The 21,012-nt window shown below is 33.7% G+C and carries 20 protein-coding genes; 19 read left to right on the top strand and 1 reads right to left on the bottom strand.

The window, feature by feature from the left end; translation table 11 throughout:
- Positions 1-94: 94 nt before the first annotated feature.
- From KO515_RS08320 to KO515_RS08295, 6 genes are all read left to right on the top strand, one after another.
- On the top strand, positions 95-262 hold the full coding sequence (locus KO515_RS08320) for a lmo0937 family membrane protein (RefSeq protein ID WP_139181073.1): 168 nt from the start codon (positions 95-97) through the stop codon (positions 260-262).
- Between the two features lie 172 nt (positions 263-434).
- On the top strand, positions 435-1,121 hold the full coding sequence (locus KO515_RS08315; RefSeq protein WP_215935923.1) for a TIGR00730 family Rossman fold protein: 687 nt from the start codon (positions 435-437) through the stop codon (positions 1,119-1,121).
- Positions 1,122-1,151: 30 nt separating this feature from the next.
- Positions 1,152-1,688 carry a hypothetical protein gene (locus KO515_RS08310; RefSeq protein WP_215935922.1) on the top strand — a complete coding sequence of 179 codons (537 nt, stop codon included), beginning with the start codon at positions 1,152-1,154 and terminating at the stop codon, positions 1,686-1,688.
- 1 nt (position 1,689) lies between these two features.
- Complete coding sequence (locus tag KO515_RS08305) at positions 1,690-4,530, top strand: metalloprotease (RefSeq protein ID WP_215935921.1); 2,841 nt, start codon at positions 1,690-1,692, stop codon at positions 4,528-4,530.
- A gap of 154 nt (positions 4,531-4,684) precedes the next feature.
- Positions 4,685-7,096 (top strand): alpha-ketoacid dehydrogenase subunit alpha/beta, encoded by a 2,412-nt coding sequence (locus KO515_RS08300; RefSeq protein ID WP_215935920.1) that lies wholly within the window; start codon positions 4,685-4,687, stop codon positions 7,094-7,096.
- 114 nt (positions 7,097-7,210) lie between these two features.
- Positions 7,211-7,687, top strand: coding sequence for a hypothetical protein (locus KO515_RS08295; RefSeq protein WP_215935919.1), 477 nt, complete (start codon positions 7,211-7,213; stop codon positions 7,685-7,687).
- Between the two features lie 181 nt (positions 7,688-7,868).
- Here KO515_RS08295 and KO515_RS08290 read toward each other — a convergent pair whose 3' ends face one another.
- Positions 7,869-9,026: a THUMP domain-containing class I SAM-dependent RNA methyltransferase gene (locus tag KO515_RS08290; RefSeq protein WP_215935918.1), complete on the bottom strand. Its 1,158-nt coding sequence runs from the start codon at positions 9,024-9,026 to the stop codon at positions 7,869-7,871.
- A 202-nt stretch (positions 9,027-9,228) separates the two neighbouring features.
- On the opposite strand from KO515_RS08290, the gene KO515_RS08285 reads away from it, so the two are divergent.
- The 13 genes from KO515_RS08285 (at position 9,229) to KO515_RS08225 (ending at position 20,890) form a co-directional block, all read left to right on the top strand.
- Complete coding sequence (locus tag KO515_RS08285) at positions 9,229-9,960, top strand: class I SAM-dependent methyltransferase (RefSeq protein ID WP_215935917.1); 732 nt, start codon at positions 9,229-9,231, stop codon at positions 9,958-9,960.
- 5 nt (positions 9,961-9,965) lie between these two features.
- Positions 9,966-10,640, top strand: a complete 675-nt coding sequence (locus KO515_RS08280; RefSeq protein ID WP_215935916.1) for a ZIP family metal transporter — start codon at positions 9,966-9,968, stop codon at positions 10,638-10,640.
- A 1-nt stretch (position 10,641) separates the two neighbouring features.
- Positions 10,642-11,070, top strand: coding sequence for a DUF4268 domain-containing protein (locus tag KO515_RS08275; RefSeq protein WP_215935915.1), 429 nt, complete (start codon positions 10,642-10,644; stop codon positions 11,068-11,070).
- 174 nt (positions 11,071-11,244) lie between these two features.
- Entirely contained in the window at positions 11,245-11,658 is a 414-nt protein-coding gene (locus KO515_RS08270; protein ID WP_215935914.1) for a hypothetical protein, read from the top strand.
- A 154-nt stretch (positions 11,659-11,812) separates the two neighbouring features.
- Entirely contained in the window at positions 11,813-12,895 is a 1,083-nt protein-coding gene (locus KO515_RS08265; protein ID WP_215936001.1) for an efflux RND transporter periplasmic adaptor subunit, read from the top strand.
- A gap of 22 nt (positions 12,896-12,917) precedes the next feature.
- Positions 12,918-16,166, top strand: coding sequence for an efflux RND transporter permease subunit (locus tag KO515_RS08260; RefSeq protein WP_215935913.1), 3,249 nt, complete (start codon positions 12,918-12,920; stop codon positions 16,164-16,166).
- On the top strand, positions 16,159-17,601 hold the full coding sequence (locus tag KO515_RS08255) for a TolC family protein (protein WP_215935912.1): 1,443 nt from the start codon (positions 16,159-16,161) through the stop codon (positions 17,599-17,601). The genes KO515_RS08260 and KO515_RS08255 overlap by 8 nt, the downstream gene beginning before the upstream one ends.
- A gap of 208 nt (positions 17,602-17,809) precedes the next feature.
- Positions 17,810-18,298 (top strand): hypothetical protein, encoded by a 489-nt coding sequence (locus tag KO515_RS08250; RefSeq protein WP_215935911.1) that lies wholly within the window; start codon positions 17,810-17,812, stop codon positions 18,296-18,298.
- Positions 18,295-18,669 carry a TIR domain-containing protein gene (locus KO515_RS08245; RefSeq protein WP_215935910.1) on the top strand — a complete coding sequence of 125 codons (375 nt, stop codon included), beginning with the start codon at positions 18,295-18,297 and terminating at the stop codon, positions 18,667-18,669. Before KO515_RS08250 ends, KO515_RS08245 begins: the two co-directional genes overlap by 4 nt.
- 176 nt (positions 18,670-18,845) lie before the next feature.
- Positions 18,846-19,349, top strand: coding sequence for a hypothetical protein (locus tag KO515_RS08240; RefSeq protein WP_215935909.1), 504 nt, complete (start codon positions 18,846-18,848; stop codon positions 19,347-19,349).
- Between the two features lie 2 nt (positions 19,350-19,351).
- On the top strand, positions 19,352-19,840 hold the full coding sequence (locus KO515_RS08235) for a hypothetical protein (RefSeq protein WP_215935908.1): 489 nt from the start codon (positions 19,352-19,354) through the stop codon (positions 19,838-19,840).
- Entirely contained in the window at positions 19,837-20,202 is a 366-nt protein-coding gene (locus KO515_RS08230; protein WP_215935907.1) for a TIR domain-containing protein, read from the top strand. Before KO515_RS08235 ends, KO515_RS08230 begins: the two co-directional genes overlap by 4 nt.
- Before the next feature lie 97 nt (positions 20,203-20,299).
- Entirely contained in the window at positions 20,300-20,890 is a 591-nt protein-coding gene (locus KO515_RS08225; protein ID WP_215935906.1) for a hypothetical protein, read from the top strand.
- Positions 20,891-21,012 lie beyond the last annotated feature (122 nt).

Raw genomic sequence — 21,012 nt, 5'->3', positions numbered from 1 at the left:
TTATAGAACTAATGTTAACTCAATACATTTAGATTTCTAAAAGCCATAAATTTATTTCATAACTTGGTTGTACTAACACAAAACCTTAAACATTATGAAAAGTATTCTTTGGCTTGTAGCCGTTATTTGTATAGTCGTATGGTTGCTTGGATTATTAGATATTATTCCTGGCATGAGCAGTAGTAGCCTTATCCATATCCTATTAGTTATTGCAGTAGTTGTTATCTTATACAATATTATTTCCGGTCGAAAACCGTTATAAATTTAAAATACATCAAATTCATAAGCGTATCCACATATTGGGGTACGCTTATTTTTTTTGCGATAACATACCAATTTCAATCAATTTAACTTAACTTTGGAAGTCTTAAAATTTAGACTAAGCCATATAAAAATATGGCTTTTATATTGTTATAAATAAATTAAATCTAAATATGCATAACGAAAGTAATAGTAAACGTTGGAATGAAGTTAAAACAAATGACTCTTGGGCGATTTTTAAAATCATGGGTGAGTTTGTTAATGGGTATGAAAAACTAAGTAAAATAGGACCTTGTGTTTCTATTTTTGGATCGGCACGTACAAAACCTGATCATAAGTATTACCAACTAGCTGAAGAAGTTGCCACTAAAATAGTAGACCATGGTTATGGAGTCATTACAGGTGGTGGACCAGGAATTATGGAAGCGGGTAATAAAGGAGCCCATATTGCAGGTGGTACCTCTGTTGGACTTAATATAGAATTACCTTTTGAGCAACACGATAATCCATATATCGATTCTGATAAGAGCTTAGACTTTGATTACTTCTTTGTAAGAAAAGTAATGTTTGTAAAATACTCACAAGGTTTTGTAGTGATGCCTGGTGGTTTTGGAACCTTAGATGAATTGTTTGAAGCAATCACTTTAATACAAACGCATAAAATAGAATCATTCCCTATTATTTTGGTAGGAACAGAATTTTGGGGTGGCTTATTGGATTGGGTAAAAACAACATTAATAGATGCTAAAAATATTAGTGCTAAAGATTTAGACCTTATCCACCTTGTTGACACACCTGATGAGGTTATTTCTATTCTTGATGATTTCTATAAAGAATATGATCTAAGTCCAAATTTCTAAAAAATCTGTTCTTTTTTTTAATTCACCGCTATGAAAAAGAAAACTTTCAGTTTTTTTATACTAATTCTTTTCACTTTAACCTCAATTTCTGCTCAAGAAACGGTTAAAGTGATGTTTAATAATTCATTAAGTTCCCCTATAAAAAATGCGGTTCATAATTTAACTTCTTGCTGGAATACATCTATTAATTCATCGGAATATGAAACCACAGGCTCTCAATTTTCGTATGAATTACGAAATGCTTTACACAATTTTAGTAATCATTTGCCTGTCACCTTATCTTTAACAACTAATGCAACGTTTTTAAGTGTAAAGGATGTGCAAACAGCATCTGGCCTTTGCATTGATGCATCATTGACAAAACAAAAACAGGTTGTTAGCGTTACTAATGTTAACTTATATAATGAAACATTACGTGTTACCAATAGTTTAGGACAACAGGTAAAAACATTTCAAATAAATTCTGATAAAAAACAATATATTGATGTATCTGATTTACAGGAGAACTTATACTATGTAACACCTTCTCAAAATCAGCGTAACCCTTTAAAATCTATAATTCTTTAATTTGAAAAAGCAATTTCTCATAACTGTTCTCATCGCTGTTCTTAGCTACACTATCACAGCTCAAAACACGATGGCTATTGCTGCAGATGTTCACGTAGAAACCAAAACTATTTCCGTAACACAAACTATTGTTTATAAGAACGAAACAAATGATATATTATCTAGTGTTTACCTTAATGACTGGAACCATAGTTATTCTACAAAATCGACTCCATTAGCCCAACGTTTTGAGGAAGAATTCAGTACCAAATTTCATTTAGCAAAGAAAGAAGAACGTGGTTATACTGTTATAACTACCATTAAAGACGAGACAGCATCTACTTTAAAATTTAATCGTCTAGAAGCACATCCCGATGTTATTAAAGTTGATTTAGAAACCCCACTGCAAGCTGGTGAATCCTACACCCTTAACCTTAATTATCAGCTCATTATTCCTGATGCTGAATTTACGAGTTATGGAGTCTCTAAAGCTATGGATTTCGACTTAAAATATTGGTATATCACTCCAGCGGTTTACAACGGAGAATGGCAATATTATAGTAATAAAAACTTAAATGATTTATTTATTCCTAAATCAGATATCACCCTTAGTATTACACATCCAAGAAATTATAAAGTAACCTCTGAGCTCAATTTTAATTCAGCAAACGTCAATACTGAAAACAATACGCAAACCACAGTTTTAAGTGGAAACGATCGTATAGACACCTATCTTTCGTTAAGCAAATTTCCTACATATAATTTTGTTCAAACCGACGACTTTATTATAGTTTCAGACATCCAAGAAAAAGGACTTCCAGGAGCTGCCAAAGCATTAATTACGGATAAGGTTACGAGGTATTTAACCAAACATTTGGGTAACTATCCGCACAAACAATTATTGGTAACTTCAATAGACTATCAAAAAGATCCACTATATGGACTGAACCAACTACCACCGTTTTTCCGTCCCTTTCAAGAAGATTTTCAATACGAATTAAAACTTCTTAAAACGGCATTAAAAAAATATCTAGATAATATTCTATTGCTAAATCCCAGAAAAGAACATTGGTTGAATGAAGGGTTACAAGTATATTATTTAATTCATTACGTAGAAGAGAATTATCCTGACATGAAACTTTTAGGCTCCCTAGCAGATGTTTGGGGCATTCGATCGTTTCATGCGGCAGATTTAAAATTCAATTTTCAGTACTATCTGTATTCCATGGAAATTGCTCGAAAAAACAGAGATCAGCCTTTAACGACTTCTAAAGATTCCTTAACCAAATTTAATGCTAACATTGCCGGTAAATACAAGGCCGGTTTAGGGCTTAATTATTTAGACCAGTTTACGGAAGATATTAATCTATCAAATAACATTACAGAATTCTTACAAACCAATCAACTCAAATCAGTTTCTTTAGCCGATTTCGAAACCTTTATTAGTGCTAAAACCTCAAAAGATATTCAATGGTTTTTCACAGATTATTTAGGCACTCGCAAAAAGATAGATTTTAAAATCTCATCGATTAAATCCTTAGAAGATTCATTAAAACTGACCTTAAAAAATAAGCGTGATAACACCATGCCTATTTCTCTTTTTAAATTGAAAAATGATTCCGTGATTGGGAAATTATGGGTAGAGAATATACAAGGCACTAAAACGATAACATTACCTAAGGACAGTACAGATACCTTTGTATTAGATTACAATAATGTGATTCCAGAATACAATCAGCGCGATAATTACAAAGCCACTGAAGGCTCTTTTCTAAATAATAAACCTTTACAATTTAAACTGTTTAAAGACATTGAAGACCCAAATTACAATCAGATTTTCTTTATGCCTTTGGTCGAGTTTAATAATATCTATGACGGTCTTACACTAGGAACTAAGGTGTATAATAAAACACTTTTAAGAAAGCGCTTAAATTATCGTTTTTCACCTCAATATGCTACCAAATCACGATCACTAACAGGTTCCACATCTATATATTACACCCATAATATTGAAGAAAAAAACCTCTATGATATTTCCTATGGTATAAACGTAGGATACCAATCCTTTGCAAATGATGCCTTTTTCACAACCATTAGGCCTTCACTTAGTTTTGGTTTTAGAGACAATTCTAATTTTCGATCGTCTCAAACGGATCAAATTTTAGCAAGGTATGTCAGTATTTCGAGAGAACTTGGAGAGGATGCAACAGTTATTTTAGACGAACCAGATTACGGTGTTTTTAATTTAAGATACACCCATTTTAATCCTGGTGTCATTAATTATTCAAAATTATATACTGATATTCAGATTGCAGATAAATTTAGTAAAATATCATTTAATTATGAATTTAGGAAACTGACGCAAGGCAACCGAAATATTAATTTCAGATTCTTCGCTGGTGTGTTCTTAGATAACAAATCTGATCCTAATTCTAATTATTTTAGTTTCGCCTTAGACCGACCAACAGATTACTTATTCGACTTTAATTATTTAGGACGTTCAGAAGCATCAGGCTTATTTAGTCAGCAAATCATAATTGCCGAAGGAGGATTTAAATCAAAACTAGAAACTCCATTCGCGAATCAGTGGATGACAACGGCTAACTTTAGCACCTCAATTTGGCGCTATATTCAAGCTTATGGAGATGTTGGTTTGGTAAAAAATAAGTTCAGGAACGCAAAGTTTGTGTATGATTCTGGCATACGTCTAAACCTTGTTGAAGATTATTTTGAAATCTATTTTCCAATTTATTCAAACCTTGGTTGGGAGGTTGGGCAACCCAATTACGACCAAAGCATCCGTTTCATGTTTACCGTAGATCCGCAAGTCTTATTAGGACTGTTTAGACGAAAATGGTATTAACAGATTCTTACTGAAAAGTTAAAATTATCGATTAATTTGAAATATTCTTATGAAAAACGCAATTTCACTAAGAATAACACAATATTATAACGCAACTCTCCCTTGTTTTAAATGTTAATTTTTTGTACTTTCGCAAGACCTAAAAAGTGAGTACATGAAGACGATTCCCAATACCAAAACAGAGATTACATTTGAGGATTTTAAAACGGAAGTTTTAAACGATTACAAACTTGCTGTCACAAGCAGAGAGTGTAGTTTACTTGGTCGTAGGGAAGTTTTAACCGGAAAAGCTAAGTTTGGCATTTTTGGTGATGGTAAAGAAATTCCACAAATTGCTTGGGCAAAAGCATTTAGAGATGGTGATTTTAGATCTGGTTATTACAGAGATCAAACCTTTATGATGGCCATAGGCGAACTTACTATTGAGCAATTTTTCGCAGGGCTCTATGCTAATACAGATATTAAGGAAGAGCCTATGTCTGCTGGTCGTCAAATGGGAGGGCATTTTGCAACGCATAGTTTAGATGAAAATGGTCAGTGGAATAACCTTACAGAACAGAAAAACTCCAGTTCTGATATTTCTCCAACCGCTGGGCAAATGCCAAGACTTTTAGGTTTAGCCCAAGCCTCTAAAATCTATAGACAAGTTGACGGTATTGATACCACCAAATTTTCTAAAGAAGGAAATGAAATTGCTTGGGGAACTATTGGAAATGCAAGTACAAGTGAAGGCTTGTTTTTTGAAACTATAAATGCAGCCGGTGTTTTACAAGTACCAATGGTTATTAGTATTTGGGATGATCAATATGGTATCTCTGTACATGCGAAGCATCAAACAACAAAAGAAAACATTTCTGAAATATTAAAAGGTTTTCAGCGAAACGAAGACGATAAAGGCTATGAAATTTTTAGAGTAGATGGTTGGAATTATCCAGAATTAATGGATACGTACCAACGTGCAGCTAAAATTTCTAGAAATGAACATGTCCCAGTAATGATTCATGTACAAGAACTCACACAGCCTCAAGGGCATTCCACTTCTGGCTCACATGAGCGTTACAAAAACAAAGACCGTTTAAAATGGGAAGCAGAATACGATTGTAATGCACAAATGCGTCTTTGGATTACAGAAAATAATATTGCCACAGACGAAGAATTAACAGCTTTAGAGCGCACCATTAAAAAGGAAGTCAGAGAAGGTAAAAAAGCAGCTTGGGCAGCATGTATTAATCCTATTATAGCAGAGCGTAAAGAAGCACTTCATTTACTTGAGCAATTAGCAGCATCTAGTCCTAATGGTGTTTTTATCACGAAACTAAAAAACGAATTAGAAGGGTTTGACGAACCACTGAGACGAAATATACTTACAGCCACTAGAAAAGCATTGCGCTATGTTGTTTCTGAATCATCTTCAGAAAAAACGGCACTTCAAAATTGGATTACAAATTACATAGACACCATTCAACCAAAATACAGTTCGCATTTGTATAGCGAATCCAAACAAAGTGTTTTAAACCAAAAAGAAATCCTTCCAACCTACGATGCTAATGCGGAAGATGTGGATGGACGAGTGGTATTACGCGAAAATTTTGATGCGCTGTTCACAAACTATCCAGAAGCTTTAATTTTTGGTGAAGATGCTGGTTATATCGGAGATGTGAATCAAGGTTTAGAAGGACTTCAGGAAAAGCATGGCGAACTTCGAGTTTCAGATACTGGGATTAGAGAAGCTACTATAATTGGTCAAGGTATAGGAATGGCGATGCGTGGATTACGACCTATTGCTGAAATTCAGTATTTGGATTACATTATGTACGCACTTCAGATCATGAGTGATGATTTAGCTACAGTTCAATACCGAACAAAAGGACGCCAAAAAGCACCTTTAATTGTTAGAACGCGTGGCCACAGATTAGAAGGCATATGGCATTCTGGTTCACAAATGGGAGGTGTATTGAATTTAATTAGAGGAATTCATGTCTTAGTGCCTAGGAATATGACTAAAGCTGCCGGTTTTTATAATACGCTATTAGATAGCGACGAACCTGCTTTAGTTGTAGAATGTTTAAACGGCTACCGATTAAAAGAAAAATTACCCAATAATATCGGTGAATTTAAAACACCAATTGGAGTTGTAGAAACCATTAGAGAAGGTGAAGATATTACCTTAGTATCGTATGGCTCAACATTGCGTTTAGTAGAAAAAGCAGCCAAAGAATTACAAGTGGTTGGTATTGATGCCGAAATTATTGATGTACAATCACTATTACCTTTTGATCTAAATCATGATATCGTAAAAAGTATTGCCAAAACGAATCGCGTTATGGTGATTGATGAAGATGTTAAAGGAGGCGCTTCTGCTTATATACTCAATGAAATTCTAAATACACAAAATGCATTTCAGTATTTAGACAGTACACCAAAAACATTAGCTGCACAACCACATAGACCAGCTTATGGTACTGATGGTGATTACTTCTCAAAACCATCTGCAGAGGATATTTTTGAAGCAATTTACGAGGTTATGCATGAAGTGAGTCCTTCGGATTATCCGAAATTGAGATAAATATAAATTTTATTTAAGCAATATTAAAGCAGCTAATTATAATCTATAATTAACTGCTTTTAGTTTTAGATAAGGTTTTATTTATAACTAAATGAAAAGCCTTAAATTTAGAGCATGAAGATTGAATCTATCGTTACTATAAAAAAGGAATTAGCACACCTTTCTCAAGAAGAGCTATTAGCATTGTGTTTACGCTTAGGTAAATTCAAAAAGGAAAACAAAGCACTACTCACCTATTTGTTATTTGAATCTCATGATGAAGATGGTTATATCACCAGTGTAAAATCGAGCTTAGACGTTTTGTTTGAAGGTATTAATACGGATAGTTATTTCTACATGAAGAAAACGATTCGGAAGATCCTAAGAGAAATTCGTGTGTACAGTCGCTATTCTTTAAAGAAAACCACAGAAGTGGAACTCCTACTCTATTTTTGTGAGCAGATGAACGAATTAAAACCATCCATTCATAGAAATGTAACCTTGAGTAATCTTTATGAACGTCAGGTTCTATCTATTAAGAAAAAGATTAAAGTGTTACATGAAGATTTACAGTACGATTATAATGTACAGTTGGAAAACCTGGAGCGCTAAGATAATCTCATAAAGACGCAAAGTTCAGTTTAAAATAATTATTGTGACTGTAACTAAAAACTACATCATAGAGACACAAATAACTCACGATGAATAACCAATGCAATACCAAAACTGCTAACTAATCACTGAACACCACCAACTGATCACTGATCACTGAACACTGATCACTGAACACTACCTACCGCTTATGCGTCTTCTTACTACCTTCATACATTTCGTACTTCACTAATCTCGCTTCAAGTTTTGCGTTAAAGACTTTTATTTTTCGAGATGGTCTAAGTCCGACTGATTTTAAAGCTTCAAGATTAGAAGTAACTAACCACGCATTAGTACCAGGATAACCATGTTTTAAAGTGGTTCCAATATTACCGTAAAATTCTTCCACATTTAAATTTTCTAAACGCTCGCCATATGGAGGATTAAAAACCATGTGTAATTTGTCATGACCCGATTTTTGCGTTTTAAAGAAATCTTCATGCTGAATATGAATAAATTCATCTAAATGCGCATTCTTAATATTTTCTTTGGCTTTAACCACTGCCGAAGGTGATTTATCGTACCCAATAATTTTATGATGGAAATCGCGGGTTTTCTTTAATAGGGATTCTTCAATTTTTTCAAATAAATCCACATCCCAATCTTCCCATCGCTCAAAGGCAAATTCCTTACGCATTAGGTTTGGAGGAATATTACAAGCAATCATTGCAGCTTCTGCCAACATGGTTCCTGAACCACACATAGGATCCATAAAATCCGATTGTCCATCCCAACCACTCATCATAATTAATCCGGCAGCTAAAACTTCATTTATAGGTGCAATATTTGTTGCTGTTTTATAACCACGTCTGTGTAGTGATTCACCAGAAGTATCAAGTGAAATTGTACAACGTTGACGGTCTATGTGCACGTTAATTTTTAAATCTGGAAAACGTAAATCTACATCCGGACGTGTGCCATCAATATCTCTAAAACGGTCTACAATGGCATCTTTCGTTTTTAAAGCAGTATAGAGTGAATGCGTAAATACACTATTATGAACAGTGGCATCAACAGCCAAAGACCCTGTAGATTTTAAATACGATTCCCATTTCATATTCTTTACATTTTTGTAAAGATCCTCTTCTTTATTCACCCTAAACGAATGAATCGGTTTTAGTATTTTTATTGCCGTTCTAAGTCCAAGATTGGCTTTGTACATAAACCCTTTATCACCTTCAAAACTCACATTACGTATCCCTTTCTCCACTTTCATGGCTCCAAGTTGAGTGAGTTCTTTTGCTAATATATCTTCGAAGCCAAATAAAGTTTTGGCTAACATCTTGTAATTATTGTCCATAAGTTCCGTCAAATAGATTGCAAAAATACAGTATTTTTGCAGCATGGCATCCTAAAATTTCAATAGGAGGCGTCATTACAAAATTTTGAAGCCACGTTGCAGTGCTTCGTTATATAAATAATGAGGTAACAAAACGCATCGTACTCGTAATGGCAACACATTATTTTAATTAAATAGACTCCCATTTACATAGGAGATAATTATGACTAAATCAACTAAACAATGGTACGCATCGTGGTTTGACACACCCTACTACCACATTTTATATAAAGACAGAGATTATACTGAAGCTCAAAATTTCATGGATAATCTCACCAATTACCTTAACCTTCCTGAACATGGTAAAATTTTAGATTTAGCCTGTGGCAAAGGAAGGCATTCCGTGTATTTAAACTCTTTAGGATACCATGTTACTGGAGCTGATTTATCGGAACAGAGTATTACACATGCTAAACAGTTTGAAAATGAAACACTACGGTTTGATGTGCACGATATGAGTAAACCTTATCCTGATACCTTTGACGCCGTATTTAATCTCTTTACTAGTTTTGGCTATTTTGAAGATGAAAATTGTAATCTTGAAACGATTAAATCAATTCAATTAGAATTAAATGAATTTGGATTTGGAGTTATTGACTTCATGAACACCAATCACGTGATTGATAATTTAATTGCCGAAGATATAAAAACAGTTGAAGGCATCGATTTTCACCAAAAGCGATCTGTGAAAGACGGTTACATTATAAAGGATATTAGTTTTGATGCCGATGGAGAGCATTTTGAATTTCAAGAACGTGTAAAAGCATTTACATTACAAGATTTTGAAACCCTTTTTGAAAAAGCAGGAGTGTATTTGTTAGATGTATTTGGAGATTATAAATTACATAAATATCATGCTAAATCATCGGAACGCATGATTATGATTTTTAAATAAACGGAATGAATAGTTATTTATTACCATTACTTGCCGTTGTTATAGGTATTTTGATTGCTTTACTTACCAAAAAGCAAAAGTCTATATACACTAAATTGCTTTTATCGTTTAGTGGAGCTTTTTTATTAGCCTTAACACTTTTTGATTTATTACCAGAAGTCTATCATCATATTGACGCAAAACTCACAGGATTGTATATTATGTGCGGTATTTTGCTTCAAATTATTTTAGAGTTCTTTTCTAAAGGAGCTGAGCATGGTCATGTTCATATTCATAAAGACGACACCGATTTTCCTTGGTTGCTTTTTATAAGTCTTTGTATTCACAGCTTTTTAGAAGGTTTTCCTATTCACCAGCACAACGATATGGTGTATGGAGTTTTAATTCATAAAATCCCTATTGCTATATTAATCACGTCATTTCTGTTACAGTCTAGCTATAGTAAAACAAAAATTATTGGATTCTTGGTTGTTTTTGCAACGATGACACCTTTAGGTACTTTTATTTCTAATCATTCTAGCTTTATGGCAACGTACGTCGATGTCATTAATGCGTTTGTAATAGGTATCTTTCTACATATTTCTACCACCATTTTATTTGAATCTGGTGAAGGTCATAAATTTAATTTATCTAAGTTGGTAGCCATTTGTTTGGGTATATTAATCGCATATTCTATTTAAAATGTTCTCAAAAGAAGAAAGCCGACTATTACGACAAGAGTTCTGGACCAGTTTCGGAAAATCATTTCCTAGAAAATGGTTGTTGTACGATACCAAAATAAAAGGCTTTTCGTTTAAATTTCACTTTGATACCAAGTCGGCTTTAATCGCCCTAGACATTGAAGACGATCTGGAGAGTCGTATTAAATATTGGGAAAAACTTACAGCCCTCAAAGGTATTTTGCAGAATGAATTTCTACCTGATATTATTTTTGAAGAAGAATACCTACTCGACAACGGAAAGGAAATTTCTCGAATTTATTTACCATTAGAACAAAAAGTATCTATTCATAATAAAAATACTTGGAGAGAAGTTATGACTTTCTTTAATGATAACATGAGTTTACTCGAAGCATTCTTTTATGAATATAGCGAAATCATAAAAGGTTAGTATGATTTCTGTTCTAAAAATTCAGGACCCTAAATCCTTTATTTTCAACAAGTAAAAGAACAAGTCTTCAGCGCTTAAAAGTTGTTTTTAAGAAATATTTATCATTTAAATATTGAAATTTAAGATGTTGGTTTTTGGTAATGTAAATCTTATGGTCTAGTTTTGAACCCTGAAATGAAAAAGACTTTCAATAAATATCTTTCTTTAATATTTGTTTTATTACTAAGCACATTCGCTAAGATACATGCGAGTGAAGCTGTTGCTAATTCAATAAATACACTCACAACACACCATTGCAGTGTCTCTCTTAATTACACAAAGAAATCAAGTGGTGCAACTTTTGTTCCACATCATAAGAGTACAGACAACAGACGAAATGTTGAAATCATTGAAAGCAATAACGTCGAAGACGAAGAAGCCTCTGCTAAAAAACAATATTACAAAGACTACTTTAAAACAGCCTTTAGTAATGCTCTGCTTTTTGAACAGTCTTCTAAGCAGTTACAAAAAAACCTTTATCGACCAGAAAATGTCGTAAAAAAGCCCAGTCTGAGGCTTCATATACAATTCCAAGTTTTTATAATTTGATCACCTTTAAACAGACTAACAATTACAGTCCGTCTGTTTCTAATTTAAAGGTTTAGAGTTTCGACCAAAACTCTAAAGAATGGCATTCCCTATTCCCAATGGGTTTGACCAATTAATTATATCATTTTATAAAATCATTTTACAAGTGAACACCATTAAGAAAATCACCATTTTCACAGGCCTATGTATGTGTATTACTCTAGCGAGCTGTGAAGAACACAAAGAAGAAAAACACGAAGAATCCACATTTCTCGTCACTAACCCTATAAAAAAGGATACCACAATTGTTAAGGATTATGTGAGTCAAATTCACTCCATAAGACATATCGAACTACGCGCTTTAGAAAAAGGTTATTTAAAAAATATCTCTATAGATGAAGGGCAACATGTTAAGAAAGGCCAACCCTTATTTCAGATAATGCCTAACATTTATCAAGCAGAACTCAACAAGGCTAAAGCCGAATCAAAGGTCGCACAAATAGAGCTTGCCAATACGCAATTATTAGCAGATGGTAACGTCGTATCTCCAAATGAATTGGCCATGGCACAAGCTAACTTAGAAAAAGCCAATGCCGAAGTGTCTTTAGCACAAACCCACTTAGGATTTACAAGTATTAAAGCCCCTTTCAATGGTATCATTAACCATTTAGAGGCCAGAGAAGGTAGTCTTTTAGATGAAGGCGAACTTTTAACAACACTCTCAGACAACAGTGAAATGTGGGTGTATTTCAATGTTCCAGAAGCTGAATATCTCGATTATATTACCAGCGAAGCTAAAAGGAACAATAAAAATGTTGCCCTTTTAATGGCTAATAACAAACGTTTTAATCAAAAAGGTATTGTAGAAACCATTGAAGGAGAATTTGATAGCGAAACAGGAAATATAGCGTTTAGAGCTACGTTTCCTAATCCTGATGGTATCTTAAGACATGGTGAAACCGGAAGTATTTTAATGACTATCCCTTTTAAGGATGTTGTAATTGTACCCCAAAAAGCCACATTTGAGATCTTAGACAAAACCTACGTTTTTGTTGTCGATGATCACCACGTTGTACACCAACGCGAAATCACTATTGGAGCCGAATTACCGCACTTATTTATCGTAGACAAAGGGCTATCTGAAACCGAAACTATACTTCTTGAAGGTATAAAAATGGTAAGAGACCAAGAGGAAATTCACACAAAATCTGTAGATCCTGTTACTGTATTATCTAATCTAGAGCTTTACGCTGAGTAACGCTAACTAATCCACAGACATTATGTTTAAAAAGTTTATAAAAAGACCCGTCTTGGCTATTGTCATTTCGGTGATTATCATATTTATAGGTGGTTTAGCTATAAAGCAATTACCTATATCACAATTCCCACAAATTGCACCAACCACAGTCAATATTTTTATTGCCTATCCAGGTTCAAGTGCCGATGTATTGGTGAATTCCACATTAATTCCGCTAGAAACAGCCATCAATGGTGTACAAGATATGCGTTACATTGCTTCAGATGCCACTAGTGCAGGTGAAGGAACTTTACGTGTTATTTTTGAACCAGGAACCGATCCTAACGAAGCCGTTGTTAGAGTCAAAACGAGAGTCGATCAGGTAATGCCACTGCTTCCCGAGCTAGTGCAACGTGAAGGTGTTATTATTACACCTGTACAGCCCAGTATGTTAATGTACGTGAACCTTTCTAGTGAAAATAAGGATAACGATGAAAAGTTCCTATACAATTATGCCTACACCAAAATCATCCCTGAAATACAGCGTATTAAAGGTATTGCTAGTGCAAAAATCTTAGGAAGTCGAAAATTTGCCATGCGTGTGTGGTTGAAACCAGATCGTATGCGTGCTTACAATATTTCTGCAGAAGAAGTACTAGAAGCTATGGAAGACCAAAGTATTTTGGCTCGTCCTGGTCGTTTGGGTCGAAGTTCTGGCCAAACCTCACAATCCTTAGAGTATGTGCTAACATATCAAAACCGTTACAATGAACCCGAACAGTACGAAGAAATTATTGTTAAAGCCAATAAAGAAGGTCAAATCGTAACCCTTGCTGATATTGCTGATGTGAAATTAGGAAGTGAGTTTTTTGATATTTATTCCAATTTAGATGGAAAACCTTCAGCTTCTATTGTACTAAAGCAAACCTTTGGTAGTAACGGTAGTGATGTTATTGACGCTGTAAAAGAAAAACTCGATGAGCTTGACGTGGATTTACCACCAGGAGTCGATTTTCAAATTAGTTATGACGTTTCCAATTTCTTAGATGCCTCCATAGATCAGGTGATTCACACCTTAAGAGATGCCTTTATTCTTGTTGCTATTGTGGTATTTCTATTTTTAGGAGATTGGCGGTCTACGTTAATTCCAATTATAGCGGTTCCGGTTTCTTTAATAGGGGCTTTTTTTGTAATGCAGATGTTTGGGTTATCCATTAACTTAATTACGCTTTTTGCTTTAGTATTAGCCATTGGTATTGTGGTAGATAATGCCATAGTCGTCGTAGAAGCGGTCCACGTAAAAATGCACGAAGAACACCTCACTCCCTACAAAGCTTCCTATGAAGTTTTAGGTGAAATTGGTGGTGCTATTGTCGCTATTACCTTAGTAATGGTTTCTGTATTTATTCCTATTTCGTTTATGACGGGTCCTGTTGGTGTATTCTACCGACAATTCTCTATTACCATGGCTGGTTCAATAGTTATTTCTGCTATTGTTGCCTTGACTTTGACTCCGGTGCTTTGTGCCATGTTATTAAAAAATAACCATGGTAAAAAGCGAACCTCACCATTAGATCGCTTTATTGATTGGTTTAACGGTGGTTTTGAAAAACTTACAGGACGTTACGTTAAGGTTTTAAATAAAATCGTAGCAAGACGCTTTATCACCTTCGGTATATTAGTAGCCTTCTGTGTTGGAATTTTCTTTACAAATGAAGTGTTACCAGCCGGATTTATTCCTAACGAAGACCAAGGAATGATTTATGCCATTATTCAAACACCGCCTGGCGCAACTTTAGAGCGTACCAATGAAGTAGCTAAAAATCTTCAAAAAATCTGTGAGGAAATGGACGGTGTAGAATCGGTATCCTCTTTAGCAGGTTATGAAATTATGACTGAAGGTCGTGGGTCTAATGCTGGAACTTGTTTAATTAACCTTAAACCTTGGTCTGAACGCGAGCATTCCGTTCATGAAATCATGGAAGCTCTAGAAGAAGAAACTAAAAACTTAGGAGCCGTAATAGAATACTTTGAACCTCCAGCAGTACCAGGTTTTGGATCTTCAGGTGGATTTGCCATGCGTTTATTAGATAAAACAAACTCAACCGATTACCATCATTTTGAGAGTGTAAATAATGACTTTATGAAAGCCTTATCGGAACGTGAAGAGCTGACCGGCTTATTCACTTTCTTCTCTGCTAACTATCCGCAATATGAGTTAAAAATAAATAATAAAATTGCGATGCAAAAAGGCGTGACTATTGGTACAGCCATGGAAAACCTTAATATTTTAATTGGTAGTACGTATGAGCAAGGGTTTATTCGTTTTGGCCGCTTCTTTAAAGTATATACGCAAGCTGCGCCAGAGTACAGAAGACTTCCAACTGATTTAGAAAAACTATTTGTAAAAAATGAAGAAGGTGAAATGGTGCCCTACTCTGCTTTTATGAGTATTGAAAAAAAATTAGGACCTAACGAAATTACACGTTATAATCTTTACAATTCGGCATCTATTAGAGGCCTACCAGCACCAGGTTTTACTAGTGATGATGCGATTAAAGCGATACAAGAAGTGGCAGCCACACAATTACCTAGAGGTTACGATATCGCTTGGGAAGGGTTGAGTTTTGATGAAGCCCAAAGAGGGAATGAATCCATTTACATTTTTATCGTCGTATTGATATTTGTGTACTTTGTTTTGGCAGCGCAATATGAAAGTTTCCTATTACCTTTTGCTGTTATCCTATCCCTACCTGTGGGTGTATTTGGTTCATTTATTTTACTTAAGGCTATGGGATTAGCCAATGATGTCTACGCGCAAATTGGTGTTATTATGCTGGTTGGTTTATTGGGTAAAAATGCCGTATTAATCGTAGAATTCGCCGTTCAAAAACGCAGGCAAGGCGCTAGCATTTTAGAAGCCGCTATTGAAGGCTCGAGAGCCCGATTTAGACCAATTTTAATGACCTCATTTGCTTTTATTGCCGGATTAATTCCATTAGTTGTAGCCTCGGGAGCAGGTGCTATTGGTAATAGAACCATTGGTGGTTCGGCCTTAGGAGGCATGTTGATTGGTACTTTAGGTGGAGTTCTAATAATTCCAGGACTTTACTATGTTTTTGCAAAAATGGCCGATGGCAAAAGCCTGATTAAAGATGAGGCTAGCGAACCTGTTTCTGAAGAAATGATGCGCATAAGTGAAAGTAAAGATCAAAGTAAAGCCAATGCTGAAAAGATTAGCAAACTCACAAAACTATTGAAAAAACTTCGTAAAAATAACAACGATGAATAAGATAAAAAAGATTAGAAAATCGCACCTTATTGGTGTGCTCACCTTACTATTACTATGCGCTTGTGCACCTACCCAAAAGGCTGTAAGAGAAGCCAACGTAGCAGTGCCTGAGCACTACCAAGATAAAATCACTGATTCAGCTAATAGTGCTACCGTTCCGTGGAAAGCCTTCTTTTCAGATCCAAAATTAGTCGCATTGATAGATACAGCATTAGCTAACAATCAAGAGCTCAATATTATGTTACAGCAAATTGCCATGGCTAATAACGAGATTCAAGTGAGAAAAGGAGAGTATTTACCTTTTGTAAATGCGTATGCAGGTGCGGAAGTTGAAAAAGTTGGTGAATACACTAGAAATGGAGCTATAGAACATAATTTAGACGTTCGTGACGGAGAAGAATTCCCAGAACCTTTAACCGATTTTTCTATTGGTTTAGATGTTTCTTGGGAGCTCGATGTTTGGAAACAATTACGCAATGGCAAAAAAGCCGCTGTTTTAGAATATCTAAGCACCATAGAAGGTAAAAACTTTATGGTCACCACTATAGTTTCCGAAATTGCAAATTCGTATTACGAGCTTTTGGCTCTAGATAATCAATTAAATATTATTGAGCAGAATTTAGAGATTCAAAAGAATGCTTTAGAAATGGTAAAACTTCAAAAACAAGCTGCGAGAGCTACTCAGTTAGCCGTAAGACGTTTTGAAGCTGAAGTCTTTAAAAATCAAAGTAATAAATTTGAAATTGCTCAGCGTATTGTTGAAACAGAGAATAAAATCAATTTCCTATTAGGGCGTTATCCACAAACCATTGATAGAGATTCTGATGATTTTATAGAACAACCAATTCATAGCATTCAAGCCGGTATTCCGTCTCAGCTTTTGGCGAATAGACCAGATATAAAACAGGCCGAATACGAATTGGAAGCTTCAAAATTGAATGTGAAAATAGCGCGCGCTAACTTCTATCCTTCTATAGGTATTAAAGCTGGCATAGGCTTGCAAGCGTTCAAAACTAAATACTTAACGCATATGCCAGAATCGCTGTTATATTCATTAGTTGGTGACGTTGTAGGTCCTTTAATTAATAGAAATGCTATAAAAGCGGAATACAAAAATGCCAATAGCCGACAACTCCAAGCTGTTTTTGAATATGAAAAAGCTATTTTAAACGGCTATATTGAGGTTGCCAATACAATGTCTAACATTAATAAATTAAAAGCGAATTATGATTTAAAAGCCAAACAAGTAGACGCTATGACAGAAGCCATTGATTTATCTATTAAGCTTTTTAAATCTGCAAGAGCAGAATATACCGAAGTTTTATTAACGCAACGTGAAGCTTTAGATTCTAAAATCGAAATAATTGAAACTAAAAGAGACCAATTCTTGGCCAACGTAAAAATATACCAAGCCTTAGGAGGTGGATGGCATTAGTTGAAGACGCCCTGAATCTTAAAGCCATTTTACAGCAATGTAGAGTGGCTTTTTTATACAATTAAATGAAGACTATTCCATGCGCTGCCTTCTTAGGCTTAATGATTTAGTTGTAATAAAAGATACGGATTTCCCCAAAATAATACTGGATAAAGTGTATATTTATGATTATATAACGAGTTAGCCACAAGCTGAAAAACCAATATAAATGGGACGAACTGAATATAAAAAATCATTTGAAGACGAAGTTGATTGGAAAATAATTGACCAGCTTCAATCTGCAACATCAAGATTTAGTAATGCAAGTATTGAGCTAAAAAAAATGTTTATTATTTTAATTGGGATTTCTGTACCAGCACTAATTAAATTAACAGATTCTAAACTTGATTTATCATTATTTATTACTGTTTATGTTTTAACCATTGCCTTTTGGTATTTAGATAGTTTTACATATTTCTATCAAGAAAAATTAAGGGCAAAAATGGATGAGAGGTTTGAAAAATTAAAGGAAAATAATACAGATACTGATTTAGAAAATGAAAATACAGAAGTTGATGAATATACTTTACCTGATGACAGAACGGAATCAAATAGATGGTGGCGTGCATTTAAGGATTCATCGGTAAGATTATATCATATTTTCTTTATTCTTAATTCAATTGGTTTTATTCTTTATCTAATGAAAATTATCGAATGAAATTTTTTATAAGCTATACTACAAAGGATAAAAATATCACGAAAGACTTGTTAATACAGGTCTACAATGAGCTTTCTGAATTTGAAAATGTTTATATCGATTTAATACATAATGATTCAGTAAATAAGCAAAAAAGAGTTTTTGAAGAATTAGAATCTGCTGACCAAATCATATTAATTGAAACAGAAAGTGTCTATGAATCTAATTGGGTTAAAGTAGAATTAGAAAGAGCAAAGCATCTGAAAAAAGAAATAATAAAAATTCCTTTTAACGAGTTAGTTCACTTTTTAGAAAGAAAACTTAATAGTCAAACTGAAGAAAAAAGCCAGTGGCTAACAACGTATATAAAAAATAGCGCGAGTCGTTGCTAACACAAAGGTTCGGGCATTTTTAGTAAGTCGCCAAATTTTTAAATTTGACGATTTCCCAAAAATAAAATAAATAGTAAAATTTAAAAATTCGGCTTGTGTTTCATCCGAATAGATAACGCTTATTTTCAGCGCTACTTTTCATATACACAACCGTTAGCAACAAGCTGAAGAAACTAATGAAGACAATTAAAAATATACTTCCAATTATAGCCATTTTGATTTCCTCACTCGGTTTGTATAAAACTTGCGAAAACGGATATAAAATTGATGCTATTGAAACAAAATACTTAGAAAATGCTTCAAAAACATATTCTGGAAATTTTGAAATAGTAAGACCTAAAGATAGTACGAGAATAGTAGTCAGAAGAGAATTTATATTTGACGCAACATATACAGAACTTCCAGAGGATTATAAATTATGGATTATTGGGAGACACAGTGGAAATTATTATTTCTTAGGTAAGCAACAATCTCTTCACATTGATAAAATAAACAAAAAGATATCAAGGTCTGGAATTAGAATTGAAAATTTAGGCGAATGGGAAATAATGCTTTGTTTAGTGACAAATAAAGCACACGAATATCTATTGAACCTAATGTATCTGCAAAATGAGAAAAAGCTTCCAGAAGGAATAGAAATATTAAAAACTATTACTGTTCAAGGTTATACACAATATTAAATATGGCTAAGAAGGAATATAAAAAATCATTTGAAGACGAGGTTGATTGGGTTATTATTGATCAATTACATTCTGCTACATCAAGATTTAGCTCTGCTAGTATTGAACTAAAAAAAATGTTTATTATACTAATTGGAATTGCCATTCCAGCTATAATTAAATTAGCAGATTCAAAACTTGACTTTTCATTATTCATCACAATTTATGTTCTAACTATAACTTTTTGGTATTTAGACGGATTTACATATTTCTATCAAGAAAAATTACGTTCTAAAATGGATGAAAGATTTATTAAGTTAAGAGAAAACAATACCGAAGATGAATCTGATGAAGAGAATTTTGATGTAGATGAGTATACATTACCCGATAATAGAACTGAATCAAATAGATGGAAAAGAGCATTCAAAAATTCTTCTGTAAGAATATATCAAATCTTTTTTGCGCTTAATACTTTAGCACTAATACTATTTAAAACTGGAGTAATAGGATGAAAATATTTGTTAGCTATACAACAAGGGATAGAAAGATAAATAAAGAATTATTAACTCGACTTGATAATGAATTATCTGAATTTGAAAATGTTTACATCGATTTAATTCATAATGATTCGTTAAATAAACAAGAAAGAGTTTTTGAGGAATTAGAATCGGCTGACCAAATTGTATTAATAGAAACTGAGCAGGTTTATCAATCAAATTGGGTAAAAGCGGAATTAGAAAGAGCAAACTATTTAAAAAAAGAAGTTATCAAAATTTCATTTAGTGAATTAATCGATTATTTAAAACCTGACATTAATATTGGCAAAAGCCAGTTGCTAACAACGTATATAAAAAATAGCGGTTTAATCGCTTAATCAAAACAAAATGAACAAATTAAAGGTCATTGTTAAACTGAAACAATAGTGCTTAAAATCCGCTACTTTTCATATACAAAACCGTTGTAAACAATTTATGAAAACCAAAAAAATCATAATAATTTTAATTCTGACTTTGATATTCTGTTGTCAAAACGAAAAGAAAAAATCGGAAATAAAAACTGATTCTAAAATTGAACTTGGAAAAGATATTTCAAAAGCGGAATCTAAATTGGACAGCAATTTAAACGCAAAAAATAGTTCTGAAAATCTGACTTTTCGAAAAATAACGGAACTGGATAAATACAAAGAATTTACGGAAATAGTTGGAATGGTTTTAGACGGAACTGACAAAGCTTTATCATATATCCAAAAAGACAGTATACAAGTACTTATTTTGGAACAAGTTATTCGAGACAACACATCTAAAGTGAAATTCAAAATATTGGACGAAGTTCAATTAGTTGCAGATAAATCAAAACTTTTCTCTGAACCTACTGATTGCAAGTTAACTGAAGAACCTGATGAAAGATTTATATTCGGAATAGCAAAAGACCAAGACAAAGAATATTTTGATAAAGACCATATTTTAAAAGTGTGGAAAACAGATTTGACTGATAATAAATTCAAGGAAATTGAACCAGAAAAAGTTAAGTGCTTCAATCATTGGTTTGGTTACGAGGAATAAAAAAACTGTTTACAACACCGTGTATAATTAATTGCTTTATTGAGCCTACTTGCGAATATTCCTTCGGAATATTCACAGGTTCGTAAAAGTTTGCTAAATTAGTTGCTAAACCACGCAACTAA

The organism is Winogradskyella psychrotolerans (assembly GCF_018860545.1).
Classification (GTDB): Bacteria; Bacteroidota; Bacteroidia; order Flavobacteriales; family Flavobacteriaceae; genus Winogradskyella; species Winogradskyella psychrotolerans_A.
The sequence above is the reverse complement of the archived record's forward strand: the minus strand, read 5'-3'. Positions and strand labels throughout refer to the sequence as shown.